Below are 16,180 nucleotides of genomic sequence, written 5' to 3' on the forward strand. Positions count from 1 at the left end.
AAACTAAAAACTGATTAATGATCTTCGTGCGCCAAGCTTAAGTACACAATGGTCAGCATCATAAAAATAAATGCTTGTAACGCGATAACTAATATGTGGAAGACTGCCCAAACGAAGTGCAACAACCCACCAAATATCCCTAATGCTGCTCCACCTGCACTATCAAAAGTACCTGCGTACATCAATGCGATTAAGATGAAGATCAATTCGCCTGCGTACATGTTTCCGAATAAACGAAGCGAAAGTGAAACAGGTTTAGCGAGAAGGGCAACACCCTCTAGCATGAAATTAAATAATACGGCAGACCAATGATTGAAAGGGTTAAGCGTTAGCTCTTTGGTAAAGCCGCCAATCCCTTTGATTTTGATACTGAAGAACACGATTAAGATAAATACCGATATCGACATCGCAAAAGTCGCGTTCACATCGGTGGTCGGAACCACTTTCAAATAATCAATACCGACGGCGGCGGCTGCCATTGGTAACCAATCCACTGGGATTAAATCCATGGTGTTCATTAATAACACCCAAACAAAAATGGTGAGACCCAAAGGCGCAATTAAATTGCTTTTACCGTGAAAGGTATCTTTCACATTGGAGTCTACAAAGTCGTAAACCAACTCAACCAATGCTTGAGTTTTTGTAGGCACGCCTTGCGAAGCTTTTTTTGCAATGCGGCGGAAAAACCACAAGAAAAGACCACCGAGAAGTACGGCAAAGAAAATGGTGTCGACATTGAAGGTCCAGAAATTACCCTGACACTCCATGTTTTCCATTGTATTCCACACCCAACCATTGTCAGTTGAGCATACTTGCAAATTTTGCAAGTGATGTTTGATATAACCTGAACTGCTTTCTGCGCTCATATTGTCGTCCGAAAGTTAGATTACTAATTCGACGCACTGACGGTGATAATTATCGGAGCAAACACTTGCACTAAGGTTGCTAAGATAAAACCGCTGAGTGCTGCAACTGCCACCACTGGCAGCCACTTCAAAACTAAAACAAACAGCACGATAGCACCGAGAAACTTAATCGCTTCACCGATATAAAACCCAGTCATAACCTGTTTAGCCGCTTGAGCACCAGAGTGCCGAAACGCCCATCGAGAAAATAACAGGGACGGTATTATGATTGAAAGTCCACCAACCAATACCGAAAAAGAAGCATTAAATCCCCAAGCTAATGCTGCTGTGGCGCAGACTAAAACTACGCCCACTTGAATCAATGTTAACTTCAGAGCAGTCGTTCGGCCTTTATGATTAATATCTTGAGGCATACGTCACGCCTGTACTGTGTATTTTTGATTCATTTTGCAAGTGAGAATTATTCTCAAATGCTATTAAAAATTCCGGCAAATTATAGGTTGTTAGGGGTTCCAGTTCAACCGAAATTGGAGCTTATTCACCGATACTCCAACTTCTTGTGGATAAACGCGATTCAAGCCATTCTTCTTGATTCGAACCTAATCTGCCTAAAAAATCTACATCTAGTGCTCCCAAGGATTTTATAACCAAATATAGGCGATTTTGGGCAAAAAAAAGCTGGCCAAATTGGCCAGCTTTTTAGCACTCTAATTGGTAATTGTTACGGGTTCCATTCCGCGTCAATTCCCACACCTGAATAGGTAGAGTAGCCTCGAACACTGATGTACCAAGTGCCAGACGCTGGGTTATTGAACGAGCAAGACTCGGTGTTACCCCAACGGTATGGACGGCAATCATAGCTCGACGTGGTTGGTTGCGATCCGCGACGTACGTACATGTCAGCATCGCCTGAACCACCAGCCATATCAATGGTGAAGCTCGACATTCCTTGTGGAATTTGCACCGTAAAGTGCTGCCAGCTTCCAGAAGCGCCTTGGAGGTTCGACTTATTGAAAGTTCCACCATTACCACCGCTGCTTTCATTGAAAGAGCCAACTAATGAAGTACCAGAGAACGCACTGTAACCACGTAACATGACGTAGTAAGTACCCGCTTGTACATTAGAGATGTTACAAGTTTCATTGTTGCCATTTAAGTATGGACGACACTCGTAAGTTGACGTTGTTGGCTTAGAGCCGAAACGAACGTACATGTCAGCATCTCCAGAACCACCCGCCATTTGGAAAGTTAGGTCTGTTGCGCCTGCTGGAACGTCAAGGGTGAAGAACGCTTCGCTGCCTTGAGAGCCAGACAAGTTGCTAACGGTTTGACCGTTGGTCAACTCAGTGTCACCGCCAGGAGGTGGAGGAGGTGGGTTACCGCCGCCATCACAGCCATTGGCTAGATAGTCGTAAGCCGCTTTCGCTTTAACAATACCCCAACCGTACTGGGTATCACGACCTGCAGAACCACGATCTTCGGCTGTTGCGTTTAACGCAGCTCGAATTTGCGACGCAGAACACGATGGGTAGTGACTCCAAACCAATGCAGCAACACCTGATACATGTGGTGTAGCCATTGAAGTACCGTCATAAGACGCATATCCATCATTCAATACCGTTGATAGAACCGATACACCCGGTGCAGCGATTTCTACTTGTGAGTTGTATTGAGAGAATGAAGCGCGAGTACCGCTTGAGTTAACCGCAGCAACTGACATAACTTCATCGTAAGATGCTGGGTACGACAAACTGCTGTTTCCGCTGTTACCAGCAGCAGCAATTGAAAGTACGCCATTGTTTAACGCGCTCGCGAATGCATTACGCTCTGCAGTTGATGATGCACCACCACCTAAGCTCATGCTGATAACATCAGAGCCCGCGCTAACACATTGGTTAACCGCAGCAACTAGGTCTGAACCGTAACCCCAACTACCCGCATTGTTAAATACTTTAACAATGTGCAGGCCAAGGTTACCGCTTGGGTTAACACCCACAACACCAACGTTGTTGCCACCAAGAGCAGCAATGGTTCCCGCTACGTGAGTACCGTGCGGATGACCTGGTTGATACCAATTGCCAGTATCGTTACCGTTGCCATCGTTATCGTCACCAGTAACGCCACTAGAAATTAAGTCTTCATGACCTAACTCATAGCCAGTATCTACGATACACACTTTCATGTTACCGGTTAAGCTGTCGCTCACTTGGTCGGCTTGAACCATTTGAATGCCGTAAGGCGTTGATTCTGCCATTGGGCTAGGCGATGCTTGAATGTAGCGAATGGGATCCACTTCTACGTATTCAACATTTGGGTTGCTTTGTATAGCGGCCAAAGATTTAGGCGTTAACATCGCGGCTATGGCTGCGCTGTTAGGTAACTTACGCATGATACGTGCGTTAGTTTTAGCCATTAATTGATCCGCAGAAGAACCAAGTTTGGCTTGTCCATTCGCAGACATCACTGTGTAAGGTGAGTTGTCTTTGAATTTAATGATGTAACGTTGTTCAGCTGAAGAAGCGCTCGCTGCTTTCGCTGCTTCCGCTGTATTTTTGCTCAGATTAAAGTCATATGGCGACTGAGCCAACACTGCTGTAATCGATCCAGCAATCAAAGTCGTCATAAACAGTTTGGCTGGTTTGTTTTTCATGTATTGCCCCTGTTTATCATTTAGTTTTTTGGTAGTCCTATCTGGCCATTTAACGACCAACCACAAAATTGCCACAGTGGGGTTACAGCGAAAATGTAAATATTACACAGAAATCTCACTTAATAATGACATATGACTCATTTTAAATTTTTATATCTCATCAATTTTTTAATTTTGACGAGTCAGTCATTTGGACAAAAAAAAAGCGACCCGAAAAGGTCGCTTTTTTCTTTCAGAGATTTCTGAATGTTCGACTATGGATTCCACTCAACGTCAAGACTTACGCCTGAGTAAGCTGAGTATCCATAAATACTCAGATGCCAAGTACCTGCACTAGGGTTAGTAAAAGTACAGACTTCAGAGTTACCATTTTTATAAGGACGACAGTCATAGCTAGACGTGGTTGGCTGTGAACCAAAGTTCACGTACAAGTCTGCGTCACCCGAACCGCCACTCATAACAACTGACAAGCTCGACATACCCGCTGGTATTTCTACCGTGTAATGGTCCCAAGCACGACGTGAGCCTGACAAGTTATCTAAACTTGCAGATCCACCGACAGCACCACCACCAGAACTTGGCTCATCAAAATTTGCGACTAAGCTAACGCCTGAGAATGCCGAGTAGCCACGTAACATGACATAGTAAGTGCCCGCTTGAACATTAGAAATATCACAGGTTTCAGTGTTGCCATTGCGATATGGACGACAGTCATAGCTGCTCGTCGTTGGTTTAGAACCAAACTTAACGTACAAGTCTGCATCACCACTGCCACCGTTCATTGCAAAGCTCAAGTTAGTTGCACCAGCAGGAACCACTAATGTGTAGTGAATTTCTTCGCCCGTCGCACCTGACAAACTTGTTTCGCTTTGGCCATTAACCAGTTCACCGTCACCTGGCGTTGGAGGAGGTGTAGTACCGCCACCATTACCATCACAACCATTCGCCGACAAATAGTCCACGGCATCTTGCGCATTAACCATACCAAAACCGTACTTGGTATCTCGTCCTGCACTGCCTAAATCTTCTGCGGTCACGTTTAGAACGTTACGAATTTGAGCAGCAGTACATTGCGGGAATTGACTCCAAACCAACGCTGCAACGCCCGTTACATGAGGTGTTGCCATTGACGTGCCGTTGTAATAGGCATAATCGGTTCCGGTACGACTTTCTACCGTCGTTGATTGGCCAACCGACGCTAATAATGCTTGGCCAACAGCTCGGTTAACTGACAGAGTTGGGAAGTTAAATGCCGTGTTTGCATCGACTAAGAATGGATTTTGTAATCCAGGACGGTCACTGTTTGAGTAAACGATGGCAGCCTTTGCACCAGCGTCACGACAGGCTTGAACTGGATTAGATTCTGGGTAATTTGATCCTGATTGATTTTCAAAACGCTCAACCAAACAGATTTTGTTGCTCATGCTGTTACAGGTGTAACTACCGCTACCTGAAACCGAACAGGCGCCCAATGTTCCGGTTGCCGTTCCGTTAAAATACTGTAGCTGATAACTGCCGCTTACCGGCACAAAGCGCATAAGTGGTAAAGCACGGTCGTCACCAAAAGTCGTTCCACCAACGGTAATATAACCTTGTGCACCATCGCCCACACCAACCGTTGAAAGAATCGCTTCACCTGGAGCCGAAAGCTCTACTTGACTGGTGTATTGAGAAAACTCCGCCCACTGTTTATTTTCATCAAGTGCGCCAACCGCGACAACAGAGTCATACGATGCTGGGTAGGACATAGTGGTATTGCCGTCGTTTCCTGATGCAGCGATTAATAAAACGCCATTATTGTAAATACTTTGCAAAGCGTTACGCTCAGTGGTGCTTGAACCAGCGCCACCCAAGCTCATGTTAACCACTTTTGCACCGTTGTTCGCGCAAGTGTTAATTGCTGACGCTAAGTCTGACGAGTATCCCCATCCACTTTCATTGAACACTTTCACAACATGAATGTTGACGTTTTGATTTGGTAAAACACCAACAACACCTTCGCTGTTATTTACTGCAGCTATGGTTCCTGCTACGTGAGTACCATGAGATCCACCAGGCGTATACCAGTTGCCAGTACCTGAGTTGTTGGTACCGGCATGATTATTTCCTGCTAAGTCTGGGTTAGAGATGTCGTAGCCTGAGTCGATAATACAAACTTTCATATTCGACGCATTACCGTCACTTACAGAGTTTGATTGAGTTGTGGTGATCCCCCAAGGTGTATTTTGCGCCATTAGGCGACGTGGGTAATCGGGCTCTACATATTCTACTGCCGGATTATTCATTAATGCTTGCTGAGTCTTTGGATTCATCACCACCGACATGGCCTTAGCAAATCCTAATTCTTTTCGAACCTCAACGTTCATCGATTTTAAAAAGCTGCGAGCAGCCTTGGCATTTAACTCGTATTGCCCTTGACCATTTTTCGCAGTCACGGTTGAGCCGTCTTTAAACTTTACAATGAAGCGTTGCTCAAGTTGCGCTGGTGCAGCTTGCTGTTGTTGTTTATTCCAGGCGACAAAGTCAGCCGTGTGTGGTGCCATCTTGCCAGCAAAAGCGGCGGATACCGATCCTGCTATTAGGGTGGTGATAAAAAGTTGCTTGGTTTTCATATGTCATTATCTCTATCGTTATTATCTTTGTTCACCTGACTTTTTATGTCTGTCCCTATGGCTACTTTGGTAACCGTCCAGGTTGATTGGTCCACGCGCCTTTTGCTCATTGCGAGCTAAGGTTGAATCGAACATGCCATATCAAAGAGAGATTAATCAATAGGTACTTTTACACACGAAAAATGCATTATTTTTCACATTGTCGCCAGTAGAACAAAACGTCGACACAGGAAGGTAGGCCTACACATATGAAGTTTATTGCTTTAGAATCAAAAGGTTAAAGAAAAGAAAAAGGGGACCTGAGTCCCCTTTGTGTTACTTTGACTTAAACCGGTAATGTCGCTTATGAACCAGAAAAAGCCTTATCGATTTGCGAGTGTAAATATTCACGATGCACTCTTGTCGCACCCTCACCCTTATTGTACTTGATCATTTTATCAATCGCTTTCAGTTGATACTGAGCAGCGGCTTGCGATAAGTAGTCGTAAGGGGATGGTTTTGACGCACCACTGATCATGATTAACTTCTTCACATAATCATTTTGCAGATTTTGACGATAGGTGTTTACTTCACCGTTTAAGTCCGCTTCGAAGATACCTGAGGTCAGGTCGCTTAAGTATTCATTTAAAGAATACTCATTACCGTACAAAGCGGTATCGGTGATTCGCTTCAAGACATCTTTATGCAGTAAGTGAGCCATTACACGTCGCTGATTATTCAGAACCATGTCATGAATTTTAGGATCTTCGTTTTGGCCGAAACCATTGAATCCTCGACGTTGCGGTTGTAAGTAAGCATAGACTGGTTCAGCAGCAGCCATTACGTCTGGCGCAAACAAGTAGTCATTTAAGGTTTTAACTGCTTCTTTTTGCAACTCAGCATCAACGGGTCGAAACGGTTGCGTCGCACCTTCCTGACCAACGTAGGCTCGATCAGTATAAACACCACCAACGTATCGAGAAACAACCCCAGCTTGAGTACCCCACTCGCGAATTAAAAAATTACTCGCGATGAGAAGTTGCTGATAATTATTGCCGTCTTTCGCTGTGTTCTCTTTGACTTTCGAGAAGGCGTCTCGAATCAATTCGAATCGACCTTGTGCATATTTGACCGCTTCGTTTGACATATCCCCAATCATAACGCGCGGATCAATGTGACGACCCGGTGAACGCATGTCTTCAGCATCATTACCAAATGCAAGAGCTGCTTCAGTCGATCGAGAAAGGATGGTTTGTAATCGCTTTTCTTCAGCGTCGGCATCGGCTAGAGCTGGTGAATACCCATACTCAATGACCCATAAATCGTACGGACCGGGCTTGGTATCGTAGTAATCCCCTTGCGTCATTCCTGGAGGAGCAATATTGGCCGACGGATAGTCCATTACTGAGCCGGTCACAATACCTTGGGTTTTCGAAGCATCGTGCACGTCTGTCGCATTGAACAATTGGCTTGCCTTCATATTGTGGTTTAGACCCAGCGTATGTCCAATTTCATGCAAGATTAAGCGGCTCATCGCTTGTTCAACTAACTTGTGTTTCATATCGAGGCTCAAGTCATTGACATCTGAAAGCGCTAAACCAGCCAGCATCGAGTCATGTAACTGATGACCCGCGCTGCAATATAAGTCCACTGGCATATCAGGCATCATTTGCTCGCTGCTTGCGCCATCGCTAAATAACGAAGTGTATAACCAACGATTTCTGAAGTAAGAGTACTCCAGCATAATATCTGCAGCGATGATTTCACCCGTTAATGGGTTTGGCAAACTTGGACCATAACCACCAAAGGGTGGGCGTGGTGACGCTGTCCATCGTAAAACATTATAGCGAATGTCACCGGCATCCCACTCTGCATCATCTGGCTGAACTTTTACCTGCAACGCATTTTTAAAGCCGGCTTTTTCGAACGCAATGTTCCATGCTTCACCCGCCTCTTTGATCACATCACGCCACTCCACTGGGGTCGTGTTTTCGATCCACCAAACAATCGGCTCAACCGGTTCAGAAAGCTCTGCGTCAGGATCCTTTTTGACTAGGTTCCAACGGTTGATCACATCTCGATAAGGCGCCCATGAGTTTGATGATAAATCATCAAACTGCTGCGTAAAGTAGCCAACTCGCGGATCGTCGCGACGCGGTTGATAGTCGTTTTCAGGCAACTGTATGAATGAATGTTGTAATTGAACAGTCACGGTTCGTGGATCAGACACTGCTTGGCTGCCACGGACCATTGGCGCTTTATTATCAAACACATACTCAACCACCACATCGGTGTTTTGTGGGTAGCTTCGAATACTATCGTATTTAGTCTTACTTTTACTCAAGTTACCGACTTTGAAAGACGGGCGGGGAGGTTGTCCTGGAATCGGGGGACGAGGATAAGGTGAGACCTTTTCTAGGCTCTCGCTGAGCAACACAGGATCTGCTTTAATAACAAATTGACCCTTTTCTTTGTCATGCGCTTCAATGCTCGCAGCGACTAAAATGGCCTCGCTGATATTGGTGCCTTCTGAGCGCGAAATAGCGTTGTTTTCATCTAAAATATATCGAGGCGTTTTGCTTACAATTTCAATTTTATCAAACGACTTACGAAACTCGAGTAAACGGTTGGTGCGAAAGGCGCCTTTGAAATGACCCGCATCTAGCACACCATTAACGGTATGGGTATGATAGATAAAAGGTTTGTTTAATTGTGACTCCTCGATGACTAACATCAGTGAGCCTGTTTTCGGATCTTGGTAAAAATCCAAAAAGCCTTCATATTCGGTTTTATCTTTAATTAAGTCAGCAACGGTTTTCTCTTTCTTTTTTGACTTATCACCTTTTTCTGCAGCAAACGCACTTGAACTCAATGCGAGCGCAGTAATGACCCCCACGGTCAATCCTTTAAAACGACGGGATTGAATCATGACCAATATCCTCCAAAATCATCTTTCCGACAGTAAAGCCTTCGTTTATAGCGAAGATTGGCTGCTTGGCGCAATCGCAAAGGGTAACAAAGTGTTACCAGCAGCCAAAAAAAAGCCCACATCTGTGTGGGCTTTTTTTGCAAATTATGTCGAACGTTAAAAGTCTTCTTTTAATCCCATGTTCGCGAGAATGCCATCGAGCTCGTCTAAGTTGTTGTAACTTAGTACCAACTTTCCTTTGCCCCGCGGGGAGTGTTGAATGGATACTGGAGCACCAAATTTGTCGGCAATTTGTTGTTCTAATTTACTGATATGTGGGTCTTCATCTTTTACTGGATTATTAACTTTGATCGGGTTGATGGTTTTGCGAACCAGCTTTTCAGTTTCTCGCACCGTTAAACCTTTTGCAACCACTTGCCGAGCGATCTCAGATTGTTGAGCCTTATCTAAAGAAAGTAGCGCTCGGGCATGCCCCATTTCAATATCCCCTCGCTCTAGCATGGTTCGGCAAGCTTCCGCTAACTGAAGTAGTCTTAATAAATTAGTCACAGTCGTACGACTTTTACCGACCGCGTCTGCTGTTTGCTGATGAGTGAGACCGAACTCTTCCATTAACCTCTGTAGAGCGGTAGCTTCTTCAATGGCATTGAGATCTTCTCGTTGAATATTCTCGATTAACGCCATTGCAATAGCCGCTTCGTCCGGTACATCTTTTACCAATACTGGTACTTCGGACAATTTGGCTAACTGAGAAGCACGCCAACGTCGCTCACCCGCAATAATTTCATACTTATCTTTCGCGACCGAGCGGACCACGATGGGTTGGATAATTCCTTGCGCCTTTATCGACTCAGCTAGCTCCTCGAGCGCTTCGTCGGTCATGATCTTTCGTGGTTGATACTGTCCAGGCTGAAGAAATTCAATGGGTAATTTACGCAATTCGCCGCGCTCAGCAACTGTGTCGCCTTCTTTGGTAGCAGACCCAGACTCTTCTGCAGATTTATTCTCGGCGATTTTTTTACTAATAAAAGCGTCTAAGCCGCGACCTAATCGTTTACTCATTTGTAAGTCCTAAAACTAGTGCGTTACCGTTGACTCAGAACGGCTATGTTCTTCGCGGCGAATAATTTCACCGGCTAATGCCAAATAACATTTGGCGCCTGTAGATAATCGGTCATACTGGAGCGCAGGCATGCCATAGCTGGGTGCTTCTGCTAGGCGCACATTTCTTGGTATGACGCTTCGATAAACTTTATCGCCAAAGTATTCCTGCAATTGACCAGAAACTTCTGTTGCCAGTCGATTTCTTGGATCATACATCGTTCGAAGGATTCCCTCGATTTGTAATTGCGGATTTACATGTTCAACTATTTGATTGATGGTATCCATCAAAGATGAAATGCCTTCTAGCGCATAATATTCGCATTGCATTGGAATTAAGACTGAACCAGCCGCCACTAGAGCATTAACGGTTAACATATTTAGAGAAGGAGGGCAGTCGATAAAAATATAGTCATATTCATCAGAGATTGGATCGAGCGCCTGTTTTAAGCGCGTTTCTTTGTTATCCAGCTCCATCAAATGTACGTCTGCTGCAGCCAAGTCACCATTGGCCGCAAGGAGATCAAAACCTCCATTAACTGCAGGTTGAACAACGGAACGAATCGCGGCATCACCTAGCAGCACGTCGAGCACATTTTGTTCTTGCTGATTTTTATCAACCCCACAACCACTGGTTGCATTGCCTTGAGGATCTAGGTCAACCAATAATACTTTTCGCTTAGTCGCAACCAAAGAAGCCGCCAAATTGACACTGGTCGTGGTTTTTCCTACACCACCTTTTTGATTGGTTATCGCTATTACTCGGGCCACATCAAACCTCGTTGGATTAATTATTTCTTTCTTATGGTTATCAAATGACGGTCAGCTGAGAGCTCTGGTACAACTAAAGACTGAATATCGTCAACCACTACCGTATCAGGGAGTTGCTCAATTTCATGCTCTGGAAGCTCACCTTTCATCGCCTGCCATACACCACCGTTTGCTAATAAGTGGTACGAAAAGTCGACCATCTTCTTCAAGCTTGCAAATGCACGACTGGTAATAACATCAAATGGCTGATCAGGTTGCCACTGTTCGACTCTGGTGTCCACTACGGAAATATGATCCAATCCTAATTGATGCGCTAACTGCCGAATGAAACGTGTCTTTTTACCATTAGAGTCAAGTAGAAAGAACGACCGGCTATTATCGAGAATCGCCAACGGCACTCCAGGAAAACCAGGTCCCGTTCCTATATCGAGCAAGCGGCCGGGTTTTAACCAAGGCAAAATGGCTAGAGAATCCATCAAATGCAAGGTTACCATTTGCTCTGGTTCTCGAATGGCAGTTAAGTTATAGGCTTGATTCCATTTACTTAACTGCTCTATTACGGTTACCAACTGCTGCATTTGCTCTGCAGTGACCGACATCTCGAGTTGCTCTAGGCCTCGCGCAATTTGATTGTTAATAGTCATTAAGCAGTTTTTCTAAGCAAGTTGCGTTTCTTTAGGTACACCAAAATAATCGAGACCGCGGCAGGAGTAACACCTGAAATACGCCCAGCTTGTCCCACCGTTTGTGGCTTAGCATCCATTAATTTTTGGGTAACTTCAGATGATAATCCTTTAATATCGGAATAATCGAGTTCATCGGGCAGCGGTGCGTTTTCATACTTTAAGCTGCGGTCGATTTCATCTTGCTGACGAGCAATGTAACCTGAGTATTTGGCTTGAACCTCAACTTGAAGCGCAGCTTGCTCATCTTCAACGCCAGGTCCAATTCCATCGATCGACATTAGCGTTTGATAAGTTAGTTCTGGCCGTTTTAATAAATCCATTAAACGCGCTTCGCGCGACAAAGGTTTCTCAATAAACTGCTCTAACTGCTTAGCGGCAGAAGAGTTTACCTGAACAAACGTTTTGTTTAACCGCTCTGTCTCTTGGTTTGTTGCAGACATTTTGTCATTGAATCGTTTCCATCGATAATCATCGACCAAACCAAGCTTACGACCGATATCAGTCAAACGAATATCTGCGTTGTCTTCTCGCAACAGTAACCGATACTCAGCTCGTGAAGTAAACATCCGGTAAGGCTCTTTCGTTCCAGATGTGATCAAGTCGTCGACTAGCACACCAATATAGGCTTCATCTCGGCGTGGAGTCCAAGCCTCTTTCTCTTGAACTTGTAATGCTGCATTTAATCCAGCTAATAATCCTTGAGCGGCAGCCTCTTCGTAACCAGTCGTTCCATTTATTTGCCCGGCAAAAAACAGGCCATTTATGTACTTAGTTTCTAAAGAAGATTTCAGATCTCTTGGATCAAAGAAGTCATATTCGATCGCGTAGCCTGGCCGAGTGATAAAGGCATTTTCAAAACCCTTAATCGAACGAACAAAATCTAATTGAACATCAAAAGGTAAACTGGTCGATATACCATTCGGGTACACTTCATGGGTATTCAGACCTTCTGGTTCAATAAAGATTTGGTGAGAGTCTTTATCAGAAAACCGCATGATTTTATCTTCGATAGAAGGGCAGTACCTTGGACCAACACCTTCGATCACCCCAGAATACATTGGAGAGCGATCCAGGCCACCTCTAATTACGTCGTGGGTTTTCAAATTCGTATGAGTAATCCAGCAATTCACCTGCTGTGGCTGTTGCGCTCTCGATCCTATAAATGAAAATACAGGCGTCGGATTATCGCCCGGCTGAGCTTCTAACTCACTAAAATCGATAGACTTGGCATCAATTCTTGGCGGTGTCCCCGTTTTCAACCGGTCTACTCTAAAAGGCAACTCCCTTAGTCGATTGGCAAGGGCAATACTCGGAGGATCACCAGCTCTACCACCTTGATGCTGCTCTAACCCGATGTGAATAACACCGCCGAGAAAGGTACCCGTCGTTAAAACCACTGACTTGGCTCTAAACTCAAGACCCATGTTGGTTTTCACGCCTACAACGTGATCGTTTTCAACGATTAAATCATCAGCTGCTTGCTGAAAAATTCTTAAATTCTTTTGGTTTTCTAAGGCGTGCCGGACCGCAGCTTTATACAAAGCTCTATCAGCTTGAGCGCGTGTGGCCCTGACGGCAGGTCCTTTCGAGGCGTTTAACGTACGAAACTGTATGCCACCACGGTCGATGGCTTGCGCCATAATCCCACCGAGGGCATCTACCTCTTTTACCAAATGACCTTTACCGATCCCACCGATGGCAGGGTTGCAGCTCATTTGACCTAATGTATCGATATTGTGAGTTAATAATAGGGTATTCACCCCCATTCTAGCGGCAGCTAATGCAGCTTCTGTACCTGCATGACCTCCACCGATCACAATAACATCGAATTGTTCCGAAAAACGCATTTTTTACCACTCAAAGAAAATGGGCGCCGATTTTACCTGAGTTTGCCTAATTTTTGAACGCCGTCTAATCATTTATTCTGTAAATCTGCTATAAAATAGTTTAACTTATTGATTTAAATACTTTAATTCTAGGATATTTTTATGGTTCGGAAACTCTTCCGCCTCACTTTATTATTGGCTATTTTTCTAGCGGCTGTGGCGTTTTATGGATGGTCTCATTTAGGTCGTATTCTCGACCAGTTCAATAAAGAAATGCCCAATGGATATAGCCTTTTGTACAGCGACCATTACCTTGACTTAGACGGCCGGCTGATTTTGCTCAACCCTAGTTTAACTCATGACTCTTACGGTGTAATTTTTAAAGCGACTCAATTAATTTACACCCCCCAAAAGGTAACCGATTACTTCGCATTGTCCGATAATATGATTACGGGCGATTTTCCGGAAACCGGACAGTTTGATGTGGTCGACCTGACCATTCCTGTCAATCAACTCAGTAAAGCAGTTCCTGGTTCTTTCGATAACTATTTTGGCAAAATTGTTGCTCAAGGATGCTCAACTGTCGAAAGTTTTACGTTAAAAGATTTAGTAAAAATGGGTTATTCAAAAATTCATGGGAAGTTTAATGTTGATTACCAATACAATGGGTTAGCGGCAAACTTGAAGTTAAATACCAGCCTACAGTTAAAGGAGTTTTCTTCTTTCGAATGGCAAATAGAACTTAATGATGTGAAAGCAAATTCTGATCGTCTACCTTACATAGAATATGGTCAGTGGGTTTTGTACAACCTAGATGTGCTAAAAGCTCGAAATAAATATTGCGCAAATCTTAATAACCAGTCCATTGAAGAGTTTAAACAAGCTCACTTTGATAGCGCTATGAACTTTTTAAGCGACAGTGGTATTCAACCCTCTGAACGACTTCAATCTCAGTACTCACAGTTTAATCAAGATCCTGAAAATGTCGCTCTAACTTTCAGCCCTAAAACCGGCATTCGAATTGTTAAGCTAGATGAAATGTCACCATCAGAGAAACTGGATTTACTTGGAATCAAGCTTAATATCAACGGCAGAGCTGTCGAGCCTATCGTTAAAGAAGTGGTTATAGAGTCTACCATCGAGCCTATAGAACCTGAATTATCTGAAGAAGAAAAACGAAGAATCGCGAATACGATCATTCGACCAAACGTTTCTCAACTTAAATCGTTAATTGGTAAATTGATCATGCTAGAAGATGAGAACGGTAAGTGGTATGAAGGTAAAATAACTTCGGTAACATCAAGTTTGGTACGATTTGAAATAAGAAGCTCAGGTGGTAAAGCTGAAATTAGGTTTTCTCCTAAACAAATAAAAGAAACATTAAAGCTTTAATTTTACTTACCAATACAGAAACTCGAAAATATTCTGCCTAGTAGATCATCGGCGCTGAATTCGCCGGTGATCTCTGATAATGCTTGTTGCGCCAACCGTAACTCTTCTGCGACTAACTCTCCCGCATTAAACTCTAAAAGTTGTGTCGTCGCGTTCGCTAAGTTGCTCGAAGCTTTTTCTATTGCTGTAATGTGTCGGCGTCTTGCTATGAAAACACCTTCATTATTTGACTGAAAACCCATACAGCTTTTTAGATGCTGCTTCAGCAGATCGACACCGATCCCTAACTTCGCACTTAATGTAATTGTGGGGTACTCTAACTCTGAGAACGCAGGGTCTTTTTTTACTAGATCACATTTGTTCTGCAAAACGGTAATGGGAGGTAATTGCTCAACATTTTTCACTAAGTCGCTTAGCACTTCTTTAATTAAACTATTTAAGTCCTCTTCTTGGCTATCGACAACCAATAATAATCTATCGGCCTCAGAAATTTCATTCCAAGCCCTCTGAATACCAATTTTCTCTACCTGATCGTTAGATTCTCGCAACCCCGCAGTATCAATAATATGAATTGGCATTCCATCAATTTGAACATGCTCTTTGAGTACATCGCGAGTCGTTCCTGGAATATCAGTGACTATTGCACTTTCTTTACCAGCTAACGCATTGAGTAAACTTGATTTACCTGCATTTGGTCGACCAGCTAGTACAACATTCATTCCATCTCTAAGTATCGCTCCTTGTTGCGCCTCAGATAAAAGACTATCGATAGATTCTGTTATGTCTGACAATTGCTGCTGCACTCGGCCATCAGAGAGAAAGTCAATTTCTTCTTCCGGAAAGTCTATGGCAGCTTCAACATAAAGACGCAACTGAATAAGTTCTTCGACCAAAGACGTCACTTTTAAAGAAAATTCACCTTGCAAACTTTTAATAGCGCTCTTCGCTGCCATTTCAGACGATGCATCAATCAAATCGGCAATAGCTTCAGCCTGAGCCAGATCAATTTTGTCATTTAAAAAAGCGCGTTCAGAAAACTCACCAGGGTTGGCAATTCTTGCACCTAACTCTAACGTTCTACGAATTAACATATCTAATACCACAGGTCCGCCATGTCCCTGCAGCTCAATGACATCTTCGCCGGTAAATGAGTTAGGTGATGGGAAGAACAACGCAATTCCTTGGTCAAGGATCGTTTCTTGATCTAGATGAAAGTCGGTGTAGTGAGCGTGTCGCGGTTTTAATTCGTGCAGCGTTATTGCTTGAGCAATCTTGTTGGCATCAGGACCCGATAGACGGATGATACCCACACCACCTCGACCAGGTGGTGTGGCTAATGCAACTATCGTGTCAGATGGCTTTTGCATG

The 16,180-nt window shown here is 44.0% G+C and carries 12 protein-coding genes; 2 read left to right on the forward strand and 10 right to left on the reverse strand.

What is annotated here, in order from left to right; all coding sequences use genetic code 11:
- Window positions 1–14 precede the first annotated feature (14 nt).
- From atpB to Q9312_RS12420, 5 genes are all read right to left on the reverse strand, one after another.
- The gene (gene atpB, locus Q9312_RS12400) at window positions 15–866 is read right to left on the reverse strand and encodes a F0F1 ATP synthase subunit A (protein WP_309201170.1); all 852 of its coding nucleotides are present in this window, start codon (window positions 864–866) and stop codon (window positions 15–17) included.
- A 23-nt stretch (window positions 867–889) separates the two neighbouring features.
- Window positions 890–1,279, reverse strand: a complete 390-nt coding sequence (locus tag Q9312_RS12405; RefSeq protein ID WP_309201171.1) for an ATP synthase subunit I — start codon at window positions 1,277–1,279, stop codon at window positions 890–892.
- Between the two features lie 308 nt (window positions 1,280–1,587).
- On the reverse strand, window positions 1,588–3,516 hold the full coding sequence (locus tag Q9312_RS12410) for a S8 family serine peptidase (RefSeq protein ID WP_309201172.1): 1,929 nt from the start codon (window positions 3,514–3,516) through the stop codon (window positions 1,588–1,590).
- Between the two features lie 254 nt (window positions 3,517–3,770).
- On the reverse strand, window positions 3,771–6,128 hold the full coding sequence (locus Q9312_RS12415; RefSeq protein ID WP_309201173.1) for a S8 family serine peptidase: 2,358 nt from the start codon (window positions 6,126–6,128) through the stop codon (window positions 3,771–3,773).
- Window positions 6,129–6,471: 343 nt separating this feature from the next.
- The gene (locus Q9312_RS12420) at window positions 6,472–9,036 is read right to left on the reverse strand and encodes a zinc-dependent metalloprotease (protein WP_309201174.1); all 2,565 of its coding nucleotides are present in this window, start codon (window positions 9,034–9,036) and stop codon (window positions 6,472–6,474) included.
- Here Q9312_RS12420 and Q9312_RS12425 point away from each other — a divergent pair.
- Window positions 9,035–9,196, forward strand: coding sequence for a hypothetical protein (locus tag Q9312_RS12425; RefSeq protein ID WP_309201175.1), 162 nt, complete (start codon window positions 9,035–9,037; stop codon window positions 9,194–9,196). The genes Q9312_RS12420 and Q9312_RS12425 overlap by 2 nt on opposite strands.
- On the opposite strand, the gene Q9312_RS12430 is transcribed toward Q9312_RS12425, so the two are convergent.
- Genes Q9312_RS12430 through mnmG form a run of 4 tightly spaced genes read right to left on the reverse strand, consistent with a single transcriptional unit; the run spans window position 9,193 to window position 13,441 of the window.
- A complete protein-coding gene (locus Q9312_RS12430) occupies window positions 9,193–10,098 on the reverse strand; it encodes a ParB/RepB/Spo0J family partition protein (RefSeq protein WP_309201176.1) in 906 nt (301 codons plus the stop codon). The genes Q9312_RS12425 and Q9312_RS12430 overlap by 4 nt on opposite strands.
- Window positions 10,099–10,113: 15 nt before the next feature.
- A complete protein-coding gene (locus Q9312_RS12435) occupies window positions 10,114–10,908 on the reverse strand; it encodes a ParA family protein (RefSeq protein WP_309201177.1) in 795 nt (264 codons plus the stop codon).
- Between the two features lie 20 nt (window positions 10,909–10,928).
- The gene (gene rsmG, locus Q9312_RS12440) at window positions 10,929–11,552 is read right to left on the reverse strand and encodes a 16S rRNA (guanine(527)-N(7))-methyltransferase RsmG (RefSeq protein ID WP_309201178.1); all 624 of its coding nucleotides are present in this window, start codon (window positions 11,550–11,552) and stop codon (window positions 10,929–10,931) included.
- The gene (gene mnmG, locus Q9312_RS12445) at window positions 11,552–13,441 is read right to left on the reverse strand and encodes a tRNA uridine-5-carboxymethylaminomethyl(34) synthesis enzyme MnmG (protein WP_309201179.1); all 1,890 of its coding nucleotides are present in this window, start codon (window positions 13,439–13,441) and stop codon (window positions 11,552–11,554) included. The genes rsmG and mnmG overlap by 1 nt, the downstream gene beginning before the upstream one ends.
- 141 nt (window positions 13,442–13,582) lie before the next feature.
- Here mnmG and Q9312_RS12450 point away from each other — a divergent pair, with 141 nt between their 5' ends.
- Complete coding sequence (locus tag Q9312_RS12450; RefSeq protein ID WP_309201180.1) at window positions 13,583–14,812, forward strand: hypothetical protein; 1,230 nt, start codon at window positions 13,583–13,585, stop codon at window positions 14,810–14,812.
- A gap of 2 nt (window positions 14,813–14,814) precedes the next feature.
- Here Q9312_RS12450 and mnmE read toward each other — a convergent pair whose 3' ends face one another.
- Window positions 14,815–16,179: a tRNA uridine-5-carboxymethylaminomethyl(34) synthesis GTPase MnmE gene (gene mnmE, locus Q9312_RS12455; RefSeq protein WP_309201181.1), complete on the reverse strand. Its 1,365-nt coding sequence runs from the start codon at window positions 16,177–16,179 to the stop codon at window positions 14,815–14,817.
- Window position 16,180: the final 1 nt, after the last annotated feature.

The sequence above is a fragment of the Pleionea litopenaei genome (assembly GCF_031198435.1).
Taxonomy (GTDB): domain Bacteria; phylum Pseudomonadota; class Gammaproteobacteria; order Enterobacterales; family Kangiellaceae; genus Pleionea; species Pleionea litopenaei.

Excerpts from the sequence above, each read along its gene's own strand:
- Q9312_RS12410 (WP_309201172.1), bottom strand. The coding sequence starts at position 3,516 with ATGAAAAACAAACCAGCCAAACTGTTTATGACGACTTTGATTGCTGGA.
- Q9312_RS12425 (WP_309201175.1), top strand. The coding sequence starts at position 9,035 with ATGACCAATATCCTCCAAAATCATCTTTCCGACAGTAAAGCCTTCGTT.
- atpB (WP_309201170.1), bottom strand. The coding sequence starts at position 866 with ATGAGCGCAGAAAGCAGTTCAGGTTATATCAAACATCACTTGCAAAAT.
- Q9312_RS12420 (WP_309201174.1), bottom strand. The coding sequence starts at position 9,036 with ATGATTCAATCCCGTCGTTTTAAAGGATTGACCGTGGGGGTCATTACT.
- Q9312_RS12415 (WP_309201173.1), bottom strand. The coding sequence starts at position 6,128 with ATGAAAACCAAGCAACTTTTTATCACCACCCTAATAGCAGGATCGGTA.
- rsmG (WP_309201178.1), bottom strand. The coding sequence starts at position 11,552 with ATGACTATTAACAATCAAATTGCGCGAGGCCTAGAGCAACTCGAGATG.
- Q9312_RS12430 (WP_309201176.1), bottom strand. The coding sequence starts at position 10,098 with ATGAGTAAACGATTAGGTCGCGGCTTAGACGCTTTTATTAGTAAAAAA.
- Q9312_RS12450 (WP_309201180.1), top strand. The coding sequence starts at position 13,583 with ATGGTTCGGAAACTCTTCCGCCTCACTTTATTATTGGCTATTTTTCTA.
- Q9312_RS12405 (WP_309201171.1), bottom strand. The coding sequence starts at position 1,279 with ATGCCTCAAGATATTAATCATAAAGGCCGAACGACTGCTCTGAAGTTA.
- mnmG (WP_309201179.1), bottom strand. The coding sequence starts at position 13,441 with ATGCGTTTTTCGGAACAATTCGATGTTATTGTGATCGGTGGAGGTCAT.
- mnmE (WP_309201181.1), bottom strand. The coding sequence starts at position 16,179 with ATGCAAAAGCCATCTGACACGATAGTTGCATTAGCCACACCACCTGGT.